Annotated in this window: 17 protein-coding genes; 16 read left to right on the forward strand and 1 reads right to left on the reverse strand. The window is 67.2% G+C overall.

The features are described from left to right. Nucleotides 1-30 precede the first annotated feature (30 nt). From AAFU51_05795 to AAFU51_05870, 16 genes are all read left to right on the forward strand, one after another. Entirely contained in the window at nt 31-3,330 is a 3,300-nt protein-coding gene (locus AAFU51_05795) for a TAT-variant-translocated molybdopterin oxidoreductase (GenBank protein MEO1570762.1), read from the forward strand. A gap of 73 nt (nt 3,331-3,403) precedes the next feature. Continuing rightward, nucleotides 3,404-4,912, forward strand: coding sequence for an NrfD/PsrC family molybdoenzyme membrane anchor subunit (gene nrfD, locus AAFU51_05800; GenBank protein MEO1570763.1), 1,509 nt, complete (start codon nt 3,404-3,406; stop codon nt 4,910-4,912). A 60-nt stretch (nt 4,913-4,972) separates the two neighbouring features. Next, the gene (locus AAFU51_05805; GenBank protein MEO1570764.1) at nt 4,973-5,596 is read left to right on the forward strand and encodes a DUF3341 domain-containing protein; all 624 of its coding nucleotides are present in this window, start codon (nt 4,973-4,975) and stop codon (nt 5,594-5,596) included. A gap of 59 nt (nt 5,597-5,655) precedes the next feature. After that, entirely contained in the window at nt 5,656-6,327 is a 672-nt protein-coding gene (locus AAFU51_05810) for a cytochrome c (GenBank protein MEO1570765.1), read from the forward strand. A gap of 73 nt (nt 6,328-6,400) precedes the next feature. After that, nucleotides 6,401-7,801: a hypothetical protein gene (locus tag AAFU51_05815; GenBank protein ID MEO1570766.1), complete on the forward strand. Its 1,401-nt coding sequence runs from the start codon at nt 6,401-6,403 to the stop codon at nt 7,799-7,801. A 143-nt stretch (nt 7,802-7,944) separates the two neighbouring features. Beyond that, nucleotides 7,945-8,547 carry a hypothetical protein gene (locus AAFU51_05820; GenBank protein ID MEO1570767.1) on the forward strand — a complete coding sequence of 201 codons (603 nt, stop codon included), beginning with the start codon at nt 7,945-7,947 and terminating at the stop codon, nt 8,545-8,547. Nucleotides 8,548-8,561: 14 nt separating this feature from the next. Continuing rightward, entirely contained in the window at nt 8,562-9,524 is a 963-nt protein-coding gene (locus AAFU51_05825) for an SCO family protein (protein MEO1570768.1), read from the forward strand. Nucleotides 9,525-9,554: 30 nt separating this feature from the next. Beyond that, nucleotides 9,555-10,622, forward strand: a complete 1,068-nt coding sequence (gene coxB / locus AAFU51_05830) for a cytochrome c oxidase subunit II (GenBank protein MEO1570769.1) — start codon at nt 9,555-9,557, stop codon at nt 10,620-10,622. 245 nt (nt 10,623-10,867) lie between these two features. Then, the gene (gene ctaD, locus AAFU51_05835) at nt 10,868-12,544 is read left to right on the forward strand and encodes a cytochrome c oxidase subunit I (GenBank protein ID MEO1570770.1); all 1,677 of its coding nucleotides are present in this window, start codon (nt 10,868-10,870) and stop codon (nt 12,542-12,544) included. An 83-nt stretch (nt 12,545-12,627) separates the two neighbouring features. Beyond that, nucleotides 12,628-13,356 (forward strand): cytochrome c oxidase subunit 3 family protein, encoded by a 729-nt coding sequence (locus AAFU51_05840; protein ID MEO1570771.1) that lies wholly within the window; start codon nt 12,628-12,630, stop codon nt 13,354-13,356. 96 nt (nt 13,357-13,452) lie between these two features. Then, entirely contained in the window at nt 13,453-13,923 is a 471-nt protein-coding gene (locus tag AAFU51_05845; protein MEO1570772.1) for a cytochrome C oxidase subunit IV family protein, read from the forward strand. Between the two features lie 183 nt (nt 13,924-14,106). Next, nucleotides 14,107-14,430, forward strand: a complete 324-nt coding sequence (locus tag AAFU51_05850; GenBank protein MEO1570773.1) for a hypothetical protein — start codon at nt 14,107-14,109, stop codon at nt 14,428-14,430. A gap of 187 nt (nt 14,431-14,617) precedes the next feature. After that, nucleotides 14,618-15,292, forward strand: a complete 675-nt coding sequence (locus AAFU51_05855) for a PhoU domain-containing protein (GenBank protein ID MEO1570774.1) — start codon at nt 14,618-14,620, stop codon at nt 15,290-15,292. 89 nt (nt 15,293-15,381) lie between these two features. Beyond that, a complete protein-coding gene (locus AAFU51_05860) occupies nt 15,382-16,425 on the forward strand; it encodes a hypothetical protein (GenBank protein ID MEO1570775.1) in 1,044 nt (347 codons plus the stop codon). Nucleotides 16,426-16,428: 3 nt separating this feature from the next. Beyond that, nucleotides 16,429-18,780 carry a CHASE2 domain-containing protein gene (locus AAFU51_05865; protein ID MEO1570776.1) on the forward strand — a complete coding sequence of 784 codons (2,352 nt, stop codon included), beginning with the start codon at nt 16,429-16,431 and terminating at the stop codon, nt 18,778-18,780. Nucleotides 18,781-18,817: 37 nt separating this feature from the next. Next, nucleotides 18,818-23,749 carry a tetratricopeptide repeat protein gene (locus AAFU51_05870; protein MEO1570777.1) on the forward strand — a complete coding sequence of 1,644 codons (4,932 nt, stop codon included), beginning with the start codon at nt 18,818-18,820 and terminating at the stop codon, nt 23,747-23,749. A gap of 22 nt (nt 23,750-23,771) precedes the next feature. On the opposite strand, the gene AAFU51_05875 is transcribed toward AAFU51_05870, so the two are convergent. Then, nucleotides 23,772-24,479, reverse strand: coding sequence for a hypothetical protein (locus AAFU51_05875; GenBank protein ID MEO1570778.1), 708 nt, complete (start codon nt 24,477-24,479; stop codon nt 23,772-23,774). Between the last annotated feature and the right edge of the window lie 148 nt (nt 24,480-24,627).

Below are 24,627 nucleotides of genomic sequence, written 5' to 3' on the forward strand. Positions count from 1 at the left end.
GCACCGCAACACTGCTGCACCGCTGCACCCATGATCGAACTCGACATTCTCTCGAAAGCAGACGTGACCCTCGACGGGCAGCCTCGCGCCTGGCGCAGTCCTGCCGACAAGGCACGTACGGCCGAGTCTCGCGCGCTCCAGCAAAGCGAATTCCACCCAGACGCCTTTACAGGGGAGGACGCCTTCAAACTCGACGACCGCGCTGGAGACGACTTCGCCAGCGGCACGTCCCGCCGGTCCTTCATGAAGATCATGGGGGCGTCGATGGCGTTTGCCGGCCTGACCGGCTGCCGTCGTCCGGCGGAGGAGATCCTGCCCTACGCTCGCAAGCCTGAACAGGTTATTCCTGGCGTCCCGAACTACTATGCGACCTCGATGCCGCTTGGGGGCCCCGTCCAAGGCATTCTGATCCGTGCCAACGAGGGGCGCCCTACGAAGGTGGAGGGCAATGCCGCCCACCCCTACAACCAGGGCGCTACGGACGTTTTTGCCCAGGCGTCGGTGCTCAACCTCTACGACCCCGATCGCTCCCGCGTCGTGCGGCGCGCAGGGGAAGCGTCTTCGTCCTGGCGCGACTTCGTGGCCTTCGCTCGCCAGATGCGCGATGGCGGGGTGCAGGGCAATGTGGCCGTCCTCGCGGAGCCCAACGACTCGCCGACGCTCGCCCGTTTGCGTGGCGAGATGGAGGCTGCCTACCCTGGCCTGCGCTGGATCACCTACCGTGCCCTCGGCGACGACACGGGCGCCCTCGGCACCCAGCAGGCGCTCGGCCGTCCGCTCCGTCCCAACTACGACTACGCCAACGCCGACATCATCGTAAGCTTCGACAGCGACGAGATGGGCGCGGAGCACCTCGGCACGATCGCGAACCAGCGTGGGATCGCAGCCAGCCGCCGCATCACCGAGGGCCGTCGTAGCACGATGAGCCGGATCTACCTGGTCGAGAGCCAGATGTCGCCAATGGCGGGCATGGCCGACCACCGCGTCCGGATGCGAGCCGCCGATATCCCGCACCTTGCCAGCGCCGTCGCGGCGCGCCTCGGCGTGGGCAGCGCTACGGCAACCGGTACGGCTCTCATGACCGCCGACGCGCACGCCGCACCGATCCTGGAAGCGCTCATCGAAGACGTGCAAGCCGCGCAGGGCCGCGTGGTCTTCTCGGCAGGCGGCACGCTGCCCCCCGAGGTCCACGCGCTCGTGGCCGCGCTCAACGCGGAGTACGGCCAGGAGGTTGTTCGCTACTACGACACCGGGGAGGGCACCGTCACCTCGCAAGACGAGGCGCTCCAGGCACTTGTCACGGACATGAACGCTGGGGCCGTTGGTGCGCTCGTCTGCCTCGGAACCAATCCCGTCTACAGCGCCCCCGCCGCCCTCGGCTTTGCCGACGCGATGGCCAACGTACCCGTCACGATCCATGCCGGGTTGCACATCGACGAGACGGCGCAGCGCGCGACGTGGCACGTGCCGCTCGCGCACTACCTGGAGCAGTGGGGCGACGGACGCGCCTACGACGGTACGCTCTCGCCCATCCAGCCGACCATCGCACCGCTCTACGAGGACGCGCACTCCGACCTTGAAATCGTCAACGTCCTCACCACGGGCCGCGACGCGAGTGGCTACGATCTCGTCCGGACGACCTGGCGCAGCCAAATCACGGGCGCGTTCGAGGACGGCTGGCGCACCGTCCTGCACGACGGGATGCTGCGCGACACGGCCTACCCAGTTGTCCAGCCGGCCAACGTAGCCACGCCTGATCTGAGCGGCTTGCCCGTCCTCGCGCCCGACGCGATGGAACTCGTGGTGCGCCTCTCGGGCAAGGTCTACGACGGCAGCTACGCCAACAACGCGTGGATGCAAGAGGCGTCCGAGACGGTGACCAAGATCACCTGGGACAACGTGGCGATCATGAGCCATGGCACGGCTGAGGCACTCGGCGTCAACTCGGTCCTGCGCAAAGGCAAGCAGTACGTGAGTGTCGTCAGCTTGAAGGCGGGGGGCGAGACCATCGAGATCCCTGCATGGGTCCAGCCCGGCCACCCCGACAACTCGGTCACCGTCGTCGCAGGCTATGGTCGCGACCTGGCCTCGGACCGCATCCCGCCGCCGAAACCCATCTTCCAGCGCTTCAAGCTCGGGTACTTCGACAACGACATCTACGACGACGGCCCCCTCGCCAACGGCATCGGCGCCAACGTGGCGCCGCTGCGTCCGCTCGGTGGCCGCGTCGCCGTCCTGGAGGAGCGCCCGTCCATCGTTGACGAGGACTACCTCATCGCCACGACGCAGGACCACGGTGGCCTCAACGTCGAAAACGCTACCACGGCCGTCGAAGACCGCGGCATCATCCGCCAAACGACGCTCGCCGCCTACGCCCAGGGCGACAACGCGGCCTACGACCCCGTCCCGCTCATTGAGGATGTGCCGTGGCAGGACTATCCGCCCATCTGGGGCGAGGAGCGCGACGCGGCGTCCGACCCGCGCATTGGCGAGGCGATGTATGCCGAGAATCAGTGGGCGCTCTCGGTGGACCTCAACACGTGCACCGGCTGCAACGCCTGCGTGATCGCCTGCCAGAGCGAGAACAACATCCAGGTCGTCGGTAAAGACCAGGTCTCGCGTGGCCGCGAGATGAGCTGGATGCGCATGGACCGCTACTACATGGGCGACATGGACAACCCCGAGATGGTGTCCATGCCGATGATGTGCCAGCACTGCGAGTACGCCCCGTGTGAGCAGGTCTGCCCGGTCAACGCAACCGTCCACTCCCCGGATGGAACTAACGCGATGATCTACAACCGCTGCGTCGGCACGCGCTACTGCGCCAACAACTGCCCCTACAAGGTCCGGCGTTACAACTTCTACAACTGGACGCAGTCGCTCCCGCTCGAAGTCCAGATGGCCCAGAACCCGAACGTCACTGTCCGCTTCCGAGGCGTGATGGAGAAGTGCTCGTTCTGCATTCAGCGCATCCGCTACGCGCAGGGCATCGCCCACATCGAAGACCGCCCGATGGAGCCGCTCACAGCCTGCCAGCAGGTCTGCGCCTCCCAGGCGATCACGTTCGGCGACATCAAGGACCCAGATAGCGCCATCAGCGCCGCGCGTCGCAGCGACCGCAACTACGCCGTCCTCGGCTACCTCAATGTGAAGCCGCGCGTGACCTACCAGGCGCGCATCACCAATCCGAACCCGGCGCTCGCTGGACCGGTCGAGATCCGGGGCGGCTATGACGAACACGGCGGCGATGGCTATGGAGGCGACGGCGACGGCGGCCACAGCAGTGACCACGCCGAAGGGGCCGTCCCCGGCGACGCCCCTGCTTCCTAGGTGTCCGCTTCATAAGCGACAGCCTCCTGAGCGCTTCCCCGCCTGCATTTCCCTGACCCCTGACCTGGGACTGATGAGTACCCCAACCGCAACCGCCGCTCACGAACCGCAGCGGATCATCCTCGAAGAAGAGGCCCTCGTCCAGGGCGGCCTCAACTTCCACGACGTCACCGAGGCCGTGGCGGGCCACGTCGAGAAGAGGATCCCGACGGCGTGGTACCTCGCCTTCACCGGCGCGTGTCTCCTCCTCTCGATGATGTGGTTCTCGCTGGCCTTCCAGGTCTGGAACGGCACCGGGACCTGGGGCCTCAACAACCCCGTTGGCTGGGGCTGGGCCATCGTCAACTTCGTGTGGTGGGTCGGCATCGGCCACGCCGGGACGCTCATCTCGGCGATTCTCTTCCTCTTCCGCCAGAAGTGGCGCACCTCGATCAACCGCGCGGCGGAGGCGATGACGCTCTTCGCGGTGGCCTGTGCGTTGATCTTCCCCACGTTCCACGTCGGGCGCGTGTGGCTGGTCTACTACCTGCTGCCGATCCCGAACTCGATGCTGATGTGGCCCAACTTCAAGAGCCCGCTGCTCTGGGACGTGTTCGCGGTGTCGATCTACGGTTCGGTGTCGCTCCTCTTCTGGTACGTCGGCCTCATCCCCGACCTCGCCACCATCCGCGACCGCGTTCCGACGGGCGACAAGGCGACCATGCGCGACAAGATCCGCCAGAAGGTCTACGCCCTCCTCTCGCTCGGCTGGACCGGCGCGAACCGCCACTGGCGCCACTACGAGCGCGCCTACCTGCTCCTGGCCGGCCTCGCCACGCCGCTCGTCCTCTCGGTGCACACGGTCGTCTCCTTCGACTTCGCCGTGTCCAACGTGCCCGGCTGGCACACCACGATCTTCCCGCCCTACTTCGTCGCGGGGGCCATCTTCTCTGGCTTCGCGATGGTGGTGACCCTGATGGTGCTCATCAGGAAGGTCTACAACATGGAGAACATCATCACGATGGGGGTGCTGGAGAAGTGCAACATCATCATCCTGGTGACGGGCACGATCGTCGGCTTCGCCTACATCACGGAGTTCTTCATCGCGTGGTACTCGGGCGTCATATTCGAGCAATATGCCTTCATCAACCGCATGTTTGGCCCCTATGCCTGGGCCTACTGGGCGATGATGACGTGCAACCTGATCTCGCCGCAGGTCTTCTGGGTTAAGAAGTTTCGCCGGTCGATCCCGATCATGTTCGCGCTCTCGATCGTAGTGAACATCGGCATGTGGTTCGAGCGCTTCGTGATCACGGTGACCTCGCTGCACCGCGACTTCCTAATCTCCTCGTGGGACTACTACTCCCCGACGATCTGGGACGTGACGCTCTATGTGGGCACCTTCGGCTGGTTCTCGTTCCTGTTCCTGCTCTTCCTCCGCTACGCGCCGATGGTGGCCATCGCAGAGGTGAAGGCGGTGATGCCGCAGGCCGACCCGCACTTCTACCACCACGAGGGCGACGGCGGCCCTGGTCACGCTGGCGGCCACGGCGGCGATGGTGGAGTCACCGTCACGGCCACGCCGCCCCCCGCCGCGCATTAAGTCTCTCGCGTCTCCCGACCCGCACGCACCGCGTCCCCCGACTTTTCCGAATCTGATCCCATGAGCCTCCTCTCTGGCCGCCCGGACGCCAACGTAGGCCTGCTCGCGCAGTTCTCGAACCCTGGCACGCTCTACGACGCCGTCAAGGAGATCCGCAAGCGCGGCTACACCCGCATCGAGGCCTACAGCCCGTTCCCGATCCACGGCATGGACAAGGCGATGGGCCTGAGCTACTCCAAGCTCGGCTACCTCGTCTTCATCGGCGCCATCACGGGGTGCTCGCTCGCGTTCCTGATGCAGTGGTGGATGAACGCGGTCGACTACCCAATCAACATCTCGAACAAGCCGCTCTTCGCCTTCGAGCCAAGTGTGCCGGTGGCGTTTGAACTGACGGTGCTTTTCAGCGCGCTCACCGCCGTCGGCGGCATGCTGGCGCTCAATGGCCTGCCGCGCCCCTACAACCCGCTCTTCTTCTCGAAGCGCTTCGCCCGCGTCACCGACGACGCCTTCTTCCTGCAGGTCGAGGCCGTCGACGGGAAGTACGACGAGATGGCCACGGCGGAGCTCCTCTACGAAATCGGCGCGATGAGCGTCGAGGTCGTCGGCCACGAGGGCACCCGCGACATCGCCCGCGGCGGCCAGGCCGAGTCCATCGAGGTCCCCGAGCCCGTCGTTAACGCTTAGCCCTGCACGCGCGCGCTTCTGCGCCCCCTGAATCAGCGCCCCCTGAATCTGAGAGTCCCATGACGACCCGACCGACAACCTTCCTCTTGCTCGCTGCGGTGCTGCTCGGCAGCGTCGTGCTCAGCGGCTGCCGGGGGTGGCGCTCTGAAAAGACGCCGATCCACCCTAACCTGAACATGGACTTCACGCAGCGCTTCGAGGAGCAGGAGGCCAATCCCTTCTTCGCCGACGGCGCGGCGATGCGCCAGCCCGTCGAGGGCACGATCGCCCGCGGCTACCTCCGCACGAGCGATAACGCGCCCTACTACTACGGCCTCAACCAGGACGGCTCCTTCGTGGAGACGAGCCCGCTTGCCATTAACGCGGAGGTGCTGGAGCGGGGGCAAGAGCGCTACAACGTCTACTGCACGCCCTGCCACGGACAAGCGGGCGACGGCGCCGGCATCATCATGAAGGGCAACGGCGGCCAGGGCTATGGCTACACGCCCGCCCCGACCTACCACGACGCCCGCCTGCGCGGCATCGAGGACGGTTACCTCTACAGCGTCATCACCAACGGCGTCCGCTCGATGGCGGGCTACGCGCACCAGATCAGCCCCGCCGACCGCTGGGCCATCGTGTCGTACATCCGCGCGCTGCAGCTCTCGCAGTACGCCTCCGCCGAGGACGTCCCCGTGCCCGTCCGCGAGCGCCTCGCGACCTACAACCCGAACGTCAACCCGTCGAACTAGCGTGCTGGTGAGTGCGGGGCGGAGGCTCTAAGCACGTCCTCGCCCCAACCCCGACCACCCCGAGACCCCAACCATGGCGAACCCCCTCACGCGCTGGCTACTCGATCCGGTCGACGACGACCGCGACCGCATCGCCCGCAAGTACCAGTTCCCGCGCGACAGCCGGGCCTACCTCGCGCCCCTCGGCATCGGCGCGGCGCTGCTCATCATCGCACTTGTGCTCGGCGTCACGGGCGACCAGCAGCGGTTCATGTACAGCTACCTCATCGGCTGGACGTGGTGCCTCTCGATCTCCGTTGGCGGGCTCTTCTTCGTCATGATCAACCACGTCGTCAAGGCGCGTTGGATGATCGTGCTGAGGCGCATCGCCGAGTCGGTGGCGGCGAGCTTCCCGATCCTGTTCGTGGCGGGCCTCCCGATCATCCTGAGCCCGTTCATCTCCTACGACCTCTACCACTGGGCCGACCCGACCCTCTACGATCCGGCCGACTCGCACTTCGACAAGGTGGTCGCGACCAAGGCGGGCTACTTCTACGGCCCGGTCGACCCCACGTCGGGGCCGCCCATCTTCTTCGCGCTGCGCTACTTCGTCTACTTCGGCGTGTTCATCTTCCTCAGCCGGAAGCTCTACACGCTCTCGATCCAGAACGACACGGAGCCGAGCGCCGAGAACACCCGCAAGATGGTCTTCCACAGCGCGTGGGGCATCCCGGCCTCGGCGGTCTTCACCGCCTTCGCGAGCTTCGACTACCTGATGAGCCTCGACCCGCACTGGTTCTCGACCATCTTCGGGGTCTACTTCTTCGCAGGCGGCTGGCTCTCCTTCCTCTCGCTGCTCGCCTTCCTGGCGATGGCGTACAACAAGAATGGCGTCCTCACGCACGAGGTCACGAAGGAGCACGTCCAGGACGTCGGCAAGCTCATGTTCGGCTTCACGGTCTTCTGGACGTACATCGGCTTCAGCCAGTACTTCCTGATCTGGTATGCCAACATCCCCGAGGAGGTCGTCTGGTACCAGAAGCGCCTGATGAACGGCTGGGAGTACTTCAGCTTTGCGTTGCTGATCGCCCACTTCATCGTCCCGTTCTTCGTGCTGCTGCCACGCTTCTCGAAGCGAACCTGGCCGATTCTCGCGACGATGTGCGTCTGGATGCTCGTCATGCACTGGTTCGACCACATGTGGCTCGCGCTGCCGACGCAGTATCTCTCCGGCGGCGATGCCTACGCAGCCGTCCAGGCCGGGAGCGACATGATCGCGGGCCTCGGTGCTGTGGCCGCCGAGGGCGGCGAGGGGCACGGCGGGGGCATCGGTAGCCATAACCCGCACGCGAAGTTTGCCCTGACCGACGTCGCCGCGTGGATCGGGATGGCCGGGCTTTGGCTCGGCGCGATCCTCTGGCGCAACAGCCGCCACGCGGTCACGCCGTACAACGACCCCTATTTCCAGGACTCGCTCAAGTTCGAGAACGTCTAGCATGCCTCCTGTGTCTCGCGCTTGACACGCCTCGCGCCTTTCATTTAGGTTTCAATCCAAATTGAAAACAACCGGATTGGAGCCCTGTTCATGCCTTCCCAACGAGGAACCCAGTTATGAGCGATCAGCCTCAGACTCCACAAATGCCGCACGAGAACGAGCCCCTCGGCCCCGTTGCTGGGCTTGCCGCGGGCGCAGCAGCCGAGGTGCACGCCGAGATCTTCGACGACGAGGACGCGCTCATGCAAGCGTGGCAGCAAGGCGTCGAGACCGAAGGCATCGAAGCAAGCCAGATCGGCGCCATCGTCACGGCTACGCTGCTGGTCGTTGCCGTCTTGGTGGTCACGGGCATTTGGGTCACGACCCAGGGCATCAACGTAGCTTCGGGTGTCTCCGAAGACGTCGAGGAGTACGCGGAACTGGCTGACATCCGGTCGGCTGCCGCGGAGAAGCTCACCGACTGGAAGCTGCTTTCTGCCGAAGACGCCATCTATCAGATGCCGATCGCCGAGGCCATGACCGCGATGACGGTGCGCTACGAAGAGCGTCAGGTAGGCGTAGCTGGGCTCGTGCAGCCGCCTGAGTTCTGGAGCACCCAAGACCTGATCGACGAGGTAGAAGTGGCGTCCGCTGCGCCCCAGACTGTTGCTGCCAGCACCACGCCGCCCGTCGCTACGCCTGACATCAACGCGGGTGTGACGCCGCTCGGCCCAGATGCACTGACAGGACCCGACGGAACGCCGTAGAACATAGTTGCTGCATGACCCGTGCGCTTTCCCATTGGACTCCGCTGCTGATCGCGACCCTGCTGGTCGTGAGTGGGTTCGGTGTTGGGAGCACAGAGGCTCGGGCGCAGCGCATCCCACAAGTCACTCAAGGTGCCGCTGCTGCACCGCTCGGACAGAACCGCCCGGCCTCAGCAGAGACGATGCCCGACGCCTTCGAGGACGTTGGCATCACGGAGCGCCTTGGCGAAGCCGTCCCGCTCGACATCCCGCTCGTCAACGCGGCGGGGGAGACGACGGTGCTGCGCGACTACCTCGGCACAGGCAAGCCGGTGGTGCTCGCCTACGTCTATCACTCCTGCCCGATGCTGTGCAGCCTCGTGCTGGACGGCCTCTCCGCGTCGATCGAAGGCACCGACCTCGTGCCCGGCACCGACTACGAGGTGATCGCTGTCTCGTTCGATAAGCGCGACACGCCCGCAGACGCAGCAGCAGCCCGCTCGAAGTACCTCGCCCAGACCGACCAAGTCGGGCTCGAGGATGGCTGGCACTTCCTGACAGCCAGTGAGGAGGCCATCGGCCGACTTACCCGCGCGACGGGCTTCGGCTTCAAGTGGGACCAGCGCCAGCAGGAATATGTCCACAACGCCGCGCTGATTTTCGTGAGTCCCGACGGCACGATCACCCGCTACCTCTACGGCATCGAGTACCCGCCGCCTGACTTTCGCAAGGCCGTTTTGGAGGCGAGTGAAGGTACCGTGGGGAGCACGCTCGACCGGATCCTGCTCTACTGCTTTGTGTACGATCCGGCCGCCAATTCGTACGTGCTCCATGCGCTCAACGTCATGAAAATTGGTGGCTTGCTAACCTTGGGACTGCTCGGCACATTGCTTGCTTTCTACTGGTTGCGCGAGCGCCGCGGCACTACCGATGACCGCTGGGCAGAAGCCCTGCACCAGGGCCACGCCTCGCAAGGCTCGCCCGCCCCGACCTCTTAGCGAATCCCACCCTCACGCAAACGCTGCATTATGTCGCAGATTTACGAGGCCATCCGGAGCTTCTGGCTCCCCGAACAGGCATCGACGACGGCCCACGTCATCGACGCGCCGTTCATGTTCATCCTGATTGCAAGCACCATCATGCTCATCGGGGTGACGTTCTACCTGTTCTACCTCCCGTGGAAGTACCGCCGCCGTAGCTCGGCCGACGTGCCCTACCCGGTGAAGGAGAACCACCTCCTGGAGATGTCCTGGATCGTGATTCCGACGATCCTCGTCTTCATCGTGTTCTTCTGGGGCTTCAAAGCGCACGTCGACACGGTCGTCGCACCCGCCGATGCCTACGAGGTGAACGTGCAGGGCAAGAAGTGGCTCTGGCAGTTCAACTACAACGAGGGCATCACGACGACCAACGAACTCGTCGTCCCAGCCAACCGCCCGGTGAAGCTCATCATGAACTCGGTGGACGTGCTGCACAGCTTCTACGTCCCCGAATTCCGCATCAAGCATGATGTGCTGCCCAACCGCTACTCGACCGTCTGGTTCGAGGCGGTCCGCGCGGACACCTTCCAGATCCTCTGCACCGAATACTGCGGCACGGGTCACTCGGTCATGGGCGCGAAGGTGATCGCGCTCGGCGCGCAAGAGTGGAACGAGTGGGTCGCGAGCGGCGGCGGCAAGGGCATCCAGCCTGGCGACAGCCCCGTCGAACTGGGCGAGGCCCTCTACACCAAAAACGTCTGCAACACCTGCCACTCCATCGACGGTTCGTCGAAGGTGGGCCCGAGCTTCCTCGGCCACTGGGGTGAGACGCGCAACTTCGTCGACGGCGGCAGCGCCGTGATGGACGAGGACTACACACGCGAGTCCATCCTGTATCCGGCCGCGCACATCGTCGAGGACTACCAGCCTGTGATGCCGAGCTACCAGGGGCAGCTCTCCGATGGCGAGGTGTACGCGCTCATCCAGTACATCAAGAGCATCAACGGCGCCGATGTCCCCGCCACGTTCGCCGAAGGCGGCTTCGGAGGCGACGGCGACGCGGGTGGCGCCGATGCGGCCGACGATGCTGCGGCCGACGCGCCTGCTGCTGAATAAGCGCGCCCAACCCGATTCCCAGACTGTAAGCACCCCGACCACCTAGCCTAGCACCACAAATGGCAACGGCAGTCAAGACCCCGCCGTCTCTACGGCCCCAGACGCACCAGACGGCGGAGCACGCCGACCGTGCAGCCTTCCCGCCCGGCCACGAGCCGCGCTTCCACTACCTCATCGAGGACTCGAAGGACGACCACCACAACTACGGCAAGCCGAAGAGCTTCGGCCGGCACGTCTGGGAGTGGATGACGTCGGTGGACCACAAGCGCATCGGGATCATGTATCTCGTTGCCATCAGCACGTTCTTCGCGCTGGGCGGCATCCTAGCGCTGCTCGTCCGAACGGAGCTAGCCATGCTCGGCGACACGATCATGGACGCCGACACCTACAACCGGGTGTTCACGATGCACGGCGTCGTGATGGTGTTCTTGTTCATCGTGCCGTCCATCCCAGCGTCGCTCGGCAACATCATCATGCCGATCCAACTCGGCGCGAAGGACGTGGCCTTCCCGAAGCTCAACCTGATGAGCTTCTATCTCTACGTCGCGGGTGCCTTCCTGGCGATCCTCTCCCTCCGCACAGGTGGCGTGGACACGGGCTGGACGTTCTACACGCCGTATTCGGCGGAGACGGGCACCGCAGTCATAGCGATGGGCATGGGCGTCTTTGTCGCGGGCTTTGCCTCGATCCTGACCGGCATCAACTTCATCGTCACGATCCACAAGATGCGGGCGCCGGGGCTGACCTGGAACCGCATGCCACTCTTCTGCTGGGGCCTCTACGCGACGTCGATCGTGCAGGTGCTCGCCACGCCGGTCATCGGCATCACGATGCTGCTCTTGGTGCTGGAGCGCACGCTCGGCATCGGCATCTTCGACCCGGCCCTCGGTGGGGACCCGGTGCTCTTCCAGCACTTCTTCTGGTTCTACAGCCACCCGGCGGTCTACATCATGATCCTCCCGGCGTTCGGCGTGATCTCGGAACTCGTGACTACGTTCAGCCGCCAGAAGGTCTACGGCTATACTGCGATCGCGCTCTCGTCGGTGGCGATCGCGCTACTCGGCTTCCTCGTGTGGGGCCACCACATGTTCACGAGCGGCCAGTCGATCGTCTCCTCGATCGTCTTCTCGATGATCACGTTCCTGATCGGCATCCCGTCGGGCATCAAGATCTTCAACTGGATCGCGACGATGTACCGCGGCTCGGTGTGGCTCGTCACGCCGATGCTCTACGCCATCAGCTTCCTGTTCCTCTTCACGATTGGCGGCCTGACCGGCATCATGGTCGGCGCGCTCGCGGTGGACATCCACCTGCACGACACCTACTTCGTCGTGGCGCACTTCCACTACGTGATGATGGGCGGCACGGTGATCGCGATGCTAGGCGGCCTCTTCTACTGGTGGCCCAAGTTCACGGGCAAGCTCTACCACGAGGGCATGGGCGTCGCCTCGGCCGTGCTGGTCTTCATCGGCTTCAACATGACGTTCTTCATCCAGTTCGTGATGGGCAGCCAGGGTATGCCGCGTCGCTACGCCGACTACCCAGACCTCCCGTGGCTGGAGCCGCTGCACCAGTTCTCGACCATCGGCTCGTACGTGCTGGGCCTTGGGCTGCTGCTCGTACTCTTCAACGGCATCTGGTCGCTGTTCAAGGGCAAGCCCGCTCCGGGCAACCCATGGGGCGGCGCGTCGCTGGAGTGGACCCACACCACCAGCCCGCCGGACCCGCACAACTTCTCGCGCACCCCGCTCGTGACCCACGGCCCGTACGATTACTACACGGTCTTCAACGGCGCCGGCGATGGGGCCATGGGTGATGGCATGGGCGACGGCGCCAACCGGCCCGCTCCCGTTCCCGTCATCACCGAAGGCGCCCCGCAGGAGTTCGACAAGCAGATCGACCTCGGCACAAGACAGGCGTAGTTCTTCCGTATTTCAGGGTCTCAGTGATTCCGGGTGCCTACTCTAGGCCCTGAACCACTGAGACACTGAGTCACTTTCACACTATGGCTTCCTCCACTGCCACGGTCGCAGCCCCCGCGCACGACGCGCACGGGCACGACGACCACCACGGGCACGACCACCCGCCCCACCTGAAGCACTACTTCGTCACCTCCGAGCAGCAGTTCGAGGCGGCGAAACTTGGGATGTGGCTCTTCCTCGTCACGGAGATCCTGCTCTTCGGCGGCATGTTCGTGGCCTACGGCATCTTCCGCGCGTGGTACCCCGAGCTTTTCGCCGAGGCGAGCACGCAGCTCGACACGGTGATGGGCGCGACCAACACGCTCGTGCTGCTGCTCAGCTCGTTCACCGTGGCCTTCGCCATCCGCGGCGCGCAGACCGACAACCAGAAGGTGCTCTTCTGGAACCTCGTTGCGACCGTTGCGCTCGCCGGCGTGTTCATGGTGATCAAGTACTTCGAGTACACCCACAAGTTCGACCTAGGCATCTTTCCAGGCGCGGCCTTCAACCCGACCTCGGACGTCGTCAACCCGACCGAGGGCATCTTCGCGCACCCGCGCGCGGGCGTGTTCTTCTCGATCTACTACGTGATGACGGGCATCCACGGCTTCCACGTACTCATCGGCATGGTGGCCATCTCGATCCTCGCCTGGAAGGCGCGGCAGGGCAAGTACACCAGCGCGTGGTACACCCCCGTCGAGAACGTCGGCCTCTACTGGCACGTGGTCGACATCATCTGGATTTTCCTTTTCCCTCTGATGTATCTGATCTAGTCGAGGGTCGATGGGTCAAGGGTCGTGGGTCCCACGGGGGCACGCTCTTGGCCTGCACAGACCCAGGACACTAGACCCTCGACACACGACCCAACTATGGCTCACGATTCCCACAACGGTCACGGCGACCACTCGCACCACGTGCTGGGCAAGAAGATGCTCTTCAGCGTCTTCGGCGGCCTCGTCTTCCTGACCATCGTCACCGTTGTGCTGGCGTTTATGGAGCGCTCGCACATCCTCCCGCTCGGCCCGCTGAGCGTGCCCGTCGCGCTCGCCATCGCCGGAGCCAAGGCCACGCTGGTCGCGCTCTTCTTCATGGGGCTCAAGCACGACGGCGGCACCAACGCCATCGCGTTCGTGCTCAGCATCGTGTTCCTGGTGGTGTTCATCACGTTCACCTACCTCGACACGGGCTTCCGTGGCACGCTCGAAGACCGCATCGCCGTGCCCATTGACCTCATTGAGGCCGAGGAGCAGCGCGCGCGCATGCAGCAGGACGCCATCCGCACCCAGTTCGAGGCACAGCCTGTTCTCATCCCAACCGATTCGCTGGTCTTGGGGCAGTAGGATCCTGAGATCCTCGTTCCGACCGATCCGACAGGACCGGGGCAGAGCCTGCTGCGAAGAGCCAGTGGGAAATGCCCCGGTTTTTTTGTGAGAGTGGAACGCATGACAGCGTTCTCCATATCTTAACATCCTCTCGTCGGCCCCACCCTTCCTTTACGTCCTAGCGGCCTCCGCCTACCCGCCATGTCTCCGGTGCCCGGCGCACTCTTCAGCGCCTTCGTCCTCGTTGCCGTCCCCGCGATCGTGCTGATGATGGTGTGGGCGATGGTGATGGCGTTCCGTATCTGCTATCCGGAGCGGCCCCTGCCGTTTATGGTGGATCCCTACACGGAGCGACAGGCAGCCCGTGCGCGTGGCGAGGCCACCAAGGTAGGCGTCCGCGAGATCCGCGAGGACCTACGTCGTCAAGCGAATACCCTCGCGCTGCCCTACGACTTCGCCCATGATCATGGCTCAGACGGGCTCCCCGAGCCCTGGCTCGACGACCTCTGGGCACGGCGAAACTGAGCACGGCGAAACTGGGCACGGCGAAACTGGGCACGGCGAAACTGAGCACGGCGAAACTGAGCACACAGGCACCAGAATAGAACGTGCCTCGCGCACGCCAGCAGCGGAACGTAGGGCAACGGGGCACTGAGGGCTGACAGCGGAGAGTCGGGGGCCGTATGTTGCGCGTCCTCCCACCGCGTGCCCTATGGCTCTCCTGGACAGCTTTGGTTCCGACGCTCCGTCGTCCCCGCTCGTGCGGCAATGCCTCGACGAGATGCGCGGCATGGTGGACACCACCGAGCGCATGTTTCGCGCGGCCACTGCCACGCTGCTCGACAACGAACCCCTCGACCTCGACCTCCGCGCCCTCGACGAGACCGTCAACGACCGCGAGCAGTCGATCCGCCGGGCGATGCTGCACCACGTTACCATCGACCCGCAGCGCGACCTGCTGCTGAGCCTGACATTGCTCATCATCGTGCAGGAGGCCGAACGGATCGGCGACCTCTCGAAGTCACTAGCGAAGGCGGCAGAACTGGCCACAGCGCCGCGCGTGGGGCAGTCGGTCCACCCACTACGCCGCGTCCGAGACCGCGTGCAGGGACTATTCCCCGATGTGCGTCTGGGCTTCATTCAGGCGGACGCCCGCGCCGCAAGGCGGGTCATGGAGGCGCATACCTCCGTCAAGGTGGAGGTCGCCGACTTCCTGGCGCTCATCGCTGAGGGCGAGATTGCCGACACAAATCGCGCGGTCGTGCTCGCCATCGCCGCGCGCATGATCGGGCGGGTAAGCTCGCACCTCTCCAACATCGCGTCGAGCGTCGTGCTGCCCTTCGACCAGGTCCGCAACGCGCCGACGTGGGACGACACCGGAGCATAGGCGCGTCTTGCCGGAGACTGCGCCGTGCGCTACCATGCAGTCATCACACGCACGTGCGGCTGTTTCCCCCCGACTGCTCTCTCGGCGCCATGCGAACTCGACTGGGTCTGCTTGTCCTGCTGCTCGGCAGCGCTTCTGCGGTTGCAGCCCAGGACCCCGTTGCCTGGATCACACAGACGACGGGCGATGTGACCATGCAGCGCGCTGGCACCGACACGTGGGCCCCTGCTGATGCCGTGGCGCTGTTCGCCGGCGACGTGGTGCGCACGGGCCGTCTCTCCCGAGCGACGGTGGTCCTTGCTAACGCCGAGCGCGTCACGCTGAGCAGCGGCGACACCTACGAGGTGGGCGCCCTGGACGATGCTCCGTCGGGCGAGGTGGGCAGCACCGTGGCGTCGCTCGCACGAGGAGCGTGGAACCGCGCTGTGGGCCGCTCTTCGGCCTCGGCCACCGGCGCGGCGCGGCCACCTACGGGCACCGTGCCGCCCGTACTCGAACGGCCTCGCTTCGGCTACGTCCTCGACCCAACGCCTACCATCCAATGGCTGACCGCTCAGCCCAGTTCGATAGCGGGGCAGCCCGTCGCCTACCGCGTGCGTGTGACGCATGACCGCGGCACCGAACCCTGCTTCGACGGCCCCGCGACGGATGACGTCGTCTGGACGCACACGACGGCCGACACGGTGCTGGTCTATCCGTCCAGCCTCCCGCCGCTGGCACCGGGGGGCGACTACTACGTGGAGGTGCACGCGCTCGATGCTGAGGGTCAGGCGCCCAGCGACGACGTGTGGGACTGCTTCACCGTCGCCACTGACTCGACGCGGACGACGCTCACCGCACTACGCCGCAGCCTCGGGGAGCAGTACCCGCCGGTCGACGCTGAGGGCAGGGAGGGCGCGACCCCAGACGCACCGGCGCCCGACGTGACGGCCCACCTGCTCTACGCGGCCGTGCTCTTCGACCAGGCGTTCTACGCCGACGCGCTCGCCGTGCTCGACGCCGTTGAGGCCGCACAGCCGGGGCTGGCGTCCGTGCGGCGGCTGCGGACCTACATCTACGAGGACGCCGGGCCGCCCGCACTCGTCGATGCGTTGCTGGACGAGGCTCGCGCTGCCTCGAACGACCACGAATAGCGCATGGCTGGCACGTTCTTCGACCTCGTTGGTGGTCTGCGGAAGAAGTACGACGCCGTCTTTGCGCTGCTGCTGCCCGTGTGGCTGGCCGTCGCTTGGATCGCCGGGACATCGCTGCTGTCGCTGTGGTTCGAAGCGCGTCAGCAACTTACGGCGGCTGGGGTCATCGAGGCCGCGCCTGCCTCCGAACTGGCCGTGGTGGCCCTCGACGAGGTCTTCGCCGAGCACTACGACTATCCCGAGGAGACGCCCAAGGCCTACCTCGCCGACGTGATCGGCACCGTCGCGGCGCAGGAGCCGCGCGTGGTCGTGCTCGACTACTGGTTCACCGACGCCGACCGCGCCGCGCCCGGTTTCGACGCCCTGGTGCGGGCTGTCGCCGAGGCGCCCGCTACCGTCCAGTTCGTCTTTCCAACGCGTCTGCTGCCGCGCACTGGCGGACCGTTGCTCCTCGACGTGCCGCCAGCACCGCTCCGGCGTCACGTGCTCACCGGCTATGCGGACCTCCAGGGTGACCCCGTACTCGAACAGCGACTCGGGACGCGACTGGGTAGCGGCGAAGTCGCGCCCTCGCTGGCGCTGTCGGCGCTCGCGGCGTGGACCTTCCCGGAGGTCGTCGGCGAGGCGCAGGCTTTCGTGACTGCGAGCGCGGACAGCGGTGCTGCCGCGTTGCCCCTGGAGACGTGGCAGGCCGTGGGCGAACTGCTGGCCGAGGATCGCGCCTCCGACGGAGCGGGTGGCTGGGAGGCTGCGCTCGCGGCACACGGGTTGGACGTGAGCGGCGAATACGGCATCAACCACCGCGACCATTTCAAAGCGGGCAGCGACGGCGTGCTCGGCTCCGAGGACCTGCTGCGTGGCACCCTGCCGCCGCCAGTGCTGCGCGGCCTGCTGCACGACCGCCTCGTCGTCATCGGCTCGACCTACCCGCTCGAAACGGACACGTTTACGACGCCGTTTGGCGCGAGGCGCGGGGTGCTCGTCCACGCGGCAACGCTGCACAGCGTGCTGGCCGAGCGACCGGTTCGCCAGAGCGGGTGGGGGCTGGGCGTGGCGGCGGCGCTTCTCGCGGCGCTCGGGGCCATGGGGCTGGTGTGGATGTTGCCGCCGAGGGCCGCCGTCGGCGTGGCGGTGGGCACGGCCGCAGCCTACCTGCTCCTACACTTCGGCCTGTTCGTCGTCATGGATCGGCTGCTCCCGCTTGCCTGGCCGCTCGTCGGCGGCGTCGCAGGCCTCCACCTCGCCCATCGCAACTGGGTCGTCAAGCGGGTGTGCCGCGAGGGCGACCCCGTCCGGCTTGCGCTGCGGCTCACGCCCGTGGAGGCTGGGCCTTGGGCACTGGGAGCCGGGTTCCGCGTGAGCGTGCACGACGCGCCCGGCCCGAAGCAACCTACTACGCTCTCGCGCCTCGATCCTGATCAGGCGGTGCGGATCGAGCGCAGCCAGGGCGCCGAGGCGAAGCCAGCTACGGAGACGATGGCGCTCCGCGACGGGCTGTGCCTTGTACAGCGCGGTGCAACAGACAACGGGGCTCGGCACGCGGTCGGTGCCATACTCTTCGGCGCGCTCCTTCCCGAGGCAGTGGCGCAAGTCTACCGCGCGGCGCATAGGCAGGCGACACGGCGGCTGGGCGTCCGGCGTCCGCTGCACCTCGATCTCAACATCGCCGACCCTGCCCTGGCGGCCGTGCCCTGGGCGGCGGCATTCGACACCGAGGCCGGCGCCACCCTTGCGGCTCTGCCGGGTGTGCGCGTCGTGTTGCATATCGAGGCAACGCCGGACACAGACGCGACGACGACGAGCCCCTTCGAGACGCTGCACCAATGGCAACCGGTTGCCCGTGCCGACTACGACCGTGCCCGGCTCGATGCCGCGTTGCGAGCCGTGCCGGGGCTCCTCGTGCGCCCGTTCGAAGAGGCAGAGCCTGGTAGGGCCCACGCCGTTCACCTGCTCGGCCATAGCGCAGAGAGAGACGGTCAGCCCGCGTGGATGCTCAGCCCCGACCGGCTCGCATCCGTCCAAGTGGTCGCTAATCGGCTGCGGGAGCGCGGCGTGCTCGGTGTGCTCGCGCTCGACAGCGTGCAACCCGGTGCCGACCCCACTGACACCGCCGCGCGGTGCCTCGCCGCAGAACTCACCGCCGCACTCGGTGTGCCCGTCGTGGTGCTGCCAGCCTCCATCGCCGACACTGCCCGCGGGGCCTTCTGGCGCCGCTTCTACACGGCCGTCCAGACGCGTCGCGCTGTCCAGTCGCACGAGGTTGCGGCGGCCTTTGAGCAGGCGCGGTGCCCGCTCATGGAGCGCGAACCGACCCTCGCGCTCGCGTGCTGCGTGCTCCCAACCTCGCCCCGGTGATCTCGCCCCGAGAACCTCGTTCAATGCTGCCATGCTGATGCCGTCGCTTCGTTTGCTCGCCGTGCTGCTGGTTGTGGTGGGCGGCAGCCTCCCGGGCGCTGCTCAAAAGCCGGCGTCGAGCCCGAAAGGCGCGCAGGCCTCCGTGGACAGTGCGGACGCGGCCGTCCTGGATGCCGCGCAGCGGGGCGACCTCACGGCGCTCACGGCGGCGCTCGACGCAGGCGGGACGGCTGTGGCGGCGGACGCCAACGACGGCTCGGCCCTCCTCCGCGCAGCCTACGGCGGGCACCTGGGGATCGTGCGAGCACTCGTAGAGGCCGGGGCACCGGTCGACGAGCCGCGCGGGTTTCTCTGGCTCGACGAGGCCACGGGCTTCTACCTCAGCGGCCCGCTCCATGCCGCGGCGATGGGTGGGCACGAGGCCGCGGCGCAGTATCTCATCACGGAGGGCGGCGCCGACGTAGACGCGCTCAGCTGGGACCCACACCAGGCCGCGCTGCGCGGGTGGACGCCGCTGCAATGGGCAGTAGTGGCGGGGCAGATCGGCCTGGTCGGGGTACTGCTCGACGCCGGGGCCTCACCGGACGCCGCTGCGCCCAACACCGCGCCGCCGCTCGCGATGGCGATCCAGTCTGGTCAGGTGTTCGTCATGGCGGCGCTGAACAGCGCGGGAGCCGATGCCGACGCTGCGCAGGCGTACCTGCCCGTCGCACTGGAGCCCGATGCGACGCAGTCGGCCGCGCTCACGGCCAACCACCCGCGCAACGAAGCGGGGTCCCACTATGCCACGTTCACGCTCGACGTCGACGCTCCTGTCCCGTTCACGGTCGCGGTGTCCGCGCAGGACTTCGACCCGCTGCTGCTCGCGGTGGCGCCGTCGCAGGCGGTCTACACGAACGACGACTGGCTGGGCCAGCGCGACACGGCCCGCGTGATGGTGGACCAGAGCGAGGTCGGGACGTGGCAGTTCACGGTGTGGAGCTACGCGTCCGGCGAGACGGGTACGTTTGACGTTGGTCATCGCACGCTCGCGCCGGACGTGGCGCGTGCACTGCAGGCCCGAGCGGTGGCAGCGGCGCGGGCGGACTCGCTCGTGCTGGCAGCTCAGGCGCAGGACGGGCTCGGTCGCCCCGAGGTCGCCCTCGCCCTCGACACCGAGGCGGTCGCGGCGCGGGAGGCTGCGCTCGGAGCGTCGCATCCTCTCTTGGCGACGCACCTCAACAACCTCGCCCTGCGCCATGCCGAACTCGGTCAGCACGACCAGGCGGATGCGCTCTACCGCCGTGCGCTCGCGATGTCGGAGGCAGAGCTTGGCCCGGAGCACCCTGACGTGGCGGTGACGCTGGGCAACCACGCGATCCTACTGCAGGAGCGCGGACGCTACAGGGAGGCGGCCTCGCATATGCAGCGTGCTCTCGCGATCCAGGAGGCGAACACACCCGCCGAGCCTGGACCTGACGCGGCGTTCGATCTAGCGCTCGCCCTGAACAACACGGCCGTCGCTCTCGTGGCGGTGGGGCGGCTGGACGAGGCCGAGCCGCTGCACCTGCGGGCGTTGGCGCTCCGGGAATCGCTCGCCGAAGGGGCTCCCGACGATACGGGCGCGCAGCAGCGGCTGGCGAGTACGCTCAGCAACCTCGCCGCGCTGCGGGGGGCGCAGGCACGCTTCGAGGAGGCTCAGGCTTACGCGGAGCAAGCCGTCGCGGTCCTGGAAGCAGCCTTCGGCCCGGAGGCTCCCGAACTTGGAACGAGCCTCAATACTCTCGCCTCGATCTATGCCGACCTCGCGGACTATGGTCGTGCTGAGGCCACGCACCAGCGAGCGCTGGCGCTGCACCGCACGGCGTTCGGCGACGACCACCCGGATGTGGCGATGAGCCTGGGCAACCTCGCGGGGGTGCTGGACGCCACGGGGCAGACTGCCGAGGCGGCTCCGCTCTATGCGCAGGCGCTAGCCATCGCCGAGCGGACCCTCGGCCCGGACCACCCCAACACGCTCATCGCGCTCAACAACCTGGCGGCCTTCCAGCGCGGACGCGCCAACTTCGCCGACGCGGAGACGCGCTATCGGGACGCGCTCGCCCGCTTCGAGCGAGCCTACGACCGGCCGCACCCGAACGTAGCCACGGCGCAGGGCAACCTGGCCGCGCTGCTGCAGGCGACGGGGCGCTACGCCGAGGCCGAGTCGCTCTTCGTGGCAGCGCAAGCCACCTACGAGGCGGCGCTCGGCCCCGATCACCCCGACGTGGCGGTGGGCCTGAACAACCTAGCAGGCCTCTACGAGCAGACAGGGCGTTTCGCTGAGGCGGAGGAACGCTACACACGGGCGCTCGCCTTGCGCGAGGCGACCTTCGGGACGTCACATCCCGCTGTAGCGCAGGGGCAAGGCAATCTCGGTACGCTCTACGCCGCTGCCGGGCGCTATGCTGAGGCCGAGCCGCTGCTCCTGGCTGCGCTCGCCGCATTCGAAGCGTCGCGTGGTGAGGCGTACCCCGACGTGGCCGTGGCGCTCGGCAACCTAGGCGCGTTTTACCAGGCGCAGGGCCGCTATGCCGAGGCCGAGATCCGGCTCGAACGCGCGCGGGCGGTGTACGAGGCGACGCTCGGGCCCGATCACCCCGACACGGCGACGGGGGCAGGCAACCTGGCGGCGCTGTACGCCGAAGCCGGGCGGCTCGCCGAGGCCGTGCCGCTGGTTGAGGAGGCTCTCGCCATCAGGACAGCCGCGTTCGGCGCGGAGCATCCCGACGTGGCGCTGAGCCTGAGTAACCTCGCCACGCTCGACGCGCGCCGCGGCGACCTCGCTTCGGCGGAGGAACGCGAACGGCAGGCGCTGGCCCTCCGTGAGGCAACGCTCGGCGACGACCACCCCAACGTGGCGACGAGTTTGAACAACCTCGCTGTGTACGTTGAGGACGCGGCGGAGGCCGAGGCGCTGCTCCGCCGTTCCCTCGCCATCGCTACGGCGACCTTTGGGAGCGAGCACCCCGACGTTGCGCTCGCGCAGCACAACCTCGCCGACGAACTCCGCGAGCAGGGGCGTTCGGACGAGGCACGCTCGCTTGCCGAGGCGGCCCTGGACGTGCGGCGACGTGTGCTCGGATCGACCCATCCCGTCGTCGCGCTCACGCTCACCACGCTCATTGATCTGGACATGGCGGAGGGGCGGCTGGCCGACGCCGACGCGCGGTTTCGGGAGGCACTCGCCGTCGAGCAGGCCGTGATCGACGACCTGCTGCCCCACGCCACGGAGCGCGAGCAGCAGGCATTCCTGAGGACGCGCCTGCCCATCGGGCTCGTCACCGGGGCAGCGCTGATTGCGGACGGCGAGACGCAGGAAGCACGCACCGCGACGGCGTTTGCGCACCTCCTGCAGCGTAAGAGTCTCCGCCTCGACGTGCAGACCGCCCGGCTGCGTACCATCCGCGCCGCGCAGGGAGCGGACACCACTGCGGTCCAACTGCTCGGCAAGTTGCAAGCCGTCGGACAGCGGCTCGCGCAGGAGACGTTCGCCGGACCGGGAGCGGAAGGCCCCGAAGCGTACCGTGCACGCCTCGACACGCTACGCGCCCGCCGGGTGGTGCTCGAAAACCAGTTCGCGCGGGCCAGCGCCGATGTCCTCGCACGTCCCGGTCTGGCGGACGCCGATGCGGTCGCTGCTGCGGTGCCCGAAGGCGAACACCTGGTGGAGTACGTCCGCTTGCGCCCGTACGAATTCGGGGCTGCGAGCGAAGACCCGCGCTGGCAGGACGCTCGCTACGTCGCGTTCGTGACGGGTAGAGCGGCGCCCGTGCGCCTCGTGGACCTCGGCGTGGCGACCGAGATCGACAGCCTCGTCGCGCAGTTCCGGATGCAGGTCGTCGCGCCGCAGCGGATGGGGCTGGCACGGCAGCGCCGCGCCCGCCGCGCGTTCGACGCGACGGCCAACGCCCTCTACGCGCGCCTCCTCGCCCCGCTCGGCCTGGACGCGGCGGCGGCGCTCCGCATCGCCCCTGACGGAGCGCTCCACACGCTTCCGTTCGAGGCGCTGCGCGATGGCGACGGGGCGTTCGTGACCGATACGCGCCGGGTGAGCTACCTCACCAGCAGCCGCACGCTCGCGCGCCCGCATGCGGCTTCGATGCCAAACGACTCTCTCGTCGTTTTCGCGGCGGTGGACTACGACGCGCCTGCTACGGGAATCAGGACAGGGGCAGACGACGCTGCTAACCCGAGCGGCCTCGCCGATGCAGGGGGACAGTCTCCGGCGCAACGAGGCGGCGGCTTCGCGGCGCTGCTGGGCACCGAGGCGGAAGCCACGATGCTCGCCACGCTCGGACTGCCGGTGCGGTCGTTCCTCGGCGCCGAGGCGACAGAGGAACGCCTCCTCGCCCTCGATACGCCTGGGCGGCTGCACATTGCCACCCACGGCTTCTTCCTGAACGACGCGGCGGCGCTGGAAACGATCACGGGTGCGCGTAGCGGGACGCTGAGTGGCAGCCTGGGCAGCGGCGGAGCAGGGGAGGGCAGCCCGGTGGACGAGGAACAGTTCGCCGATCCGTTGCTCCGGTCTGGCCTCGCCCTCGCCGGCGCCAACCGCATCGGTACGGACCGTGTCGCCGATGACCCGGACGCGACGACCGACGGCATCGCGACGGCCTACGAACTCGCTAGCCTGGACCTCCGCGGTACGGACCTCGTTGTGCTCTCCGCCTGTGAGACGGGGCTGGGCGAGATCGAGGCGGGCGAGGGCGTGCTGGGGCTGCGGCGCGCGTTCGAGGTGGCCGGAGCCGAGACGGTGGTGATGAGCCTCTGGAAGGTGCCCGACGCCGCGACGGCCGCGCTCATGGCGGCGTTCTACGGCGCGCTCAACGACGGGCGCACCAAGGCCGAGGCGCTCCGCGAGGCCGCCGCGGTCGTGCGGGCCGAGGAGCGGTGGGCGCACCCCTACTGGTGGGCCGCGTTCGTGCTCGCCGGCGCCACCGAGTAGCGGGTTCCACGAGCCGGATAGCCTACGAGTTGAGGCGCCGCAGCGAGTCGACGACGGCGTCCATGCTGTCGAGCGTGCGGATCTCGTCGTCGTCCATGAACTCACGGCGGACGTCGTAGTCGGGCGCAAGGCGGGCGAGCACGGCGTCTTTCAGGTCCTGCATGGGCGGGGTGACGAGGCTACGCTCTTGCTCGCCGTTGTCTGCGAACGTGTGGAAGAGCGGGCACGAGTCGGAGGTCGCGTCGAGGCCGAACTCGCCGAGCAGCGCGCCGGTCTGGGCTGCGCGGAGGCGGACGTTGTAGGACGCCGTGTAGAGGTCGAGGGTGTAGGTGCTGTCGGAGAGGCTACTCTCGAACGCGCAGGTGCGCAGGAACTCGCCCGCGAAGCCGGTGAGGCAGGCTGCGACCTCGGTGGCGGGGTAGTCGCTGGAGTTGTAGACGCCCCACGAGCGAAAGAAGACCTCGCTGGTAGAGGAACGGTACGGGGCGCCGAGCGAGTCGCGGACGAGGACGAAGAGGCGCGGCGGCTCGGAGGGCGTGGCCGAGTAGGTTGCGGCGCGTGGGACGGCGTGGCCCTCACACGCGGCAGCGAGGTCGGCGAGGCGGAGCGGTGGCAGCGGGGCGTTCGGCGAGGCCGCGACCGAATCGGCGACGGTGGGATCGGCGGGGGTGTCGCCGTTCGTGCAGGCGGCGAGAGCAACGAGTAGGGGGAGAAGGACGGCAGCACGCATGGGGCAGGCATGCAGAAGAGAGCAGGGGCACGAGTGAGACGAAAAGTAGCGGCCCCGGTGCAGAGATGCTCGGTGCAGAGATGCTCGGTGCAGAGATGCTCGGTGCAGAGATGCTCGGTGCAGAGATGCTCGGTGCAGAGATGCTCGG

This window comes from Bacteroidota bacterium (assembly GCA_039821555.1).
Lineage (GTDB): Bacteria > Bacteroidota > Rhodothermia > Rhodothermales > Rubricoccaceae > JBCBEX01.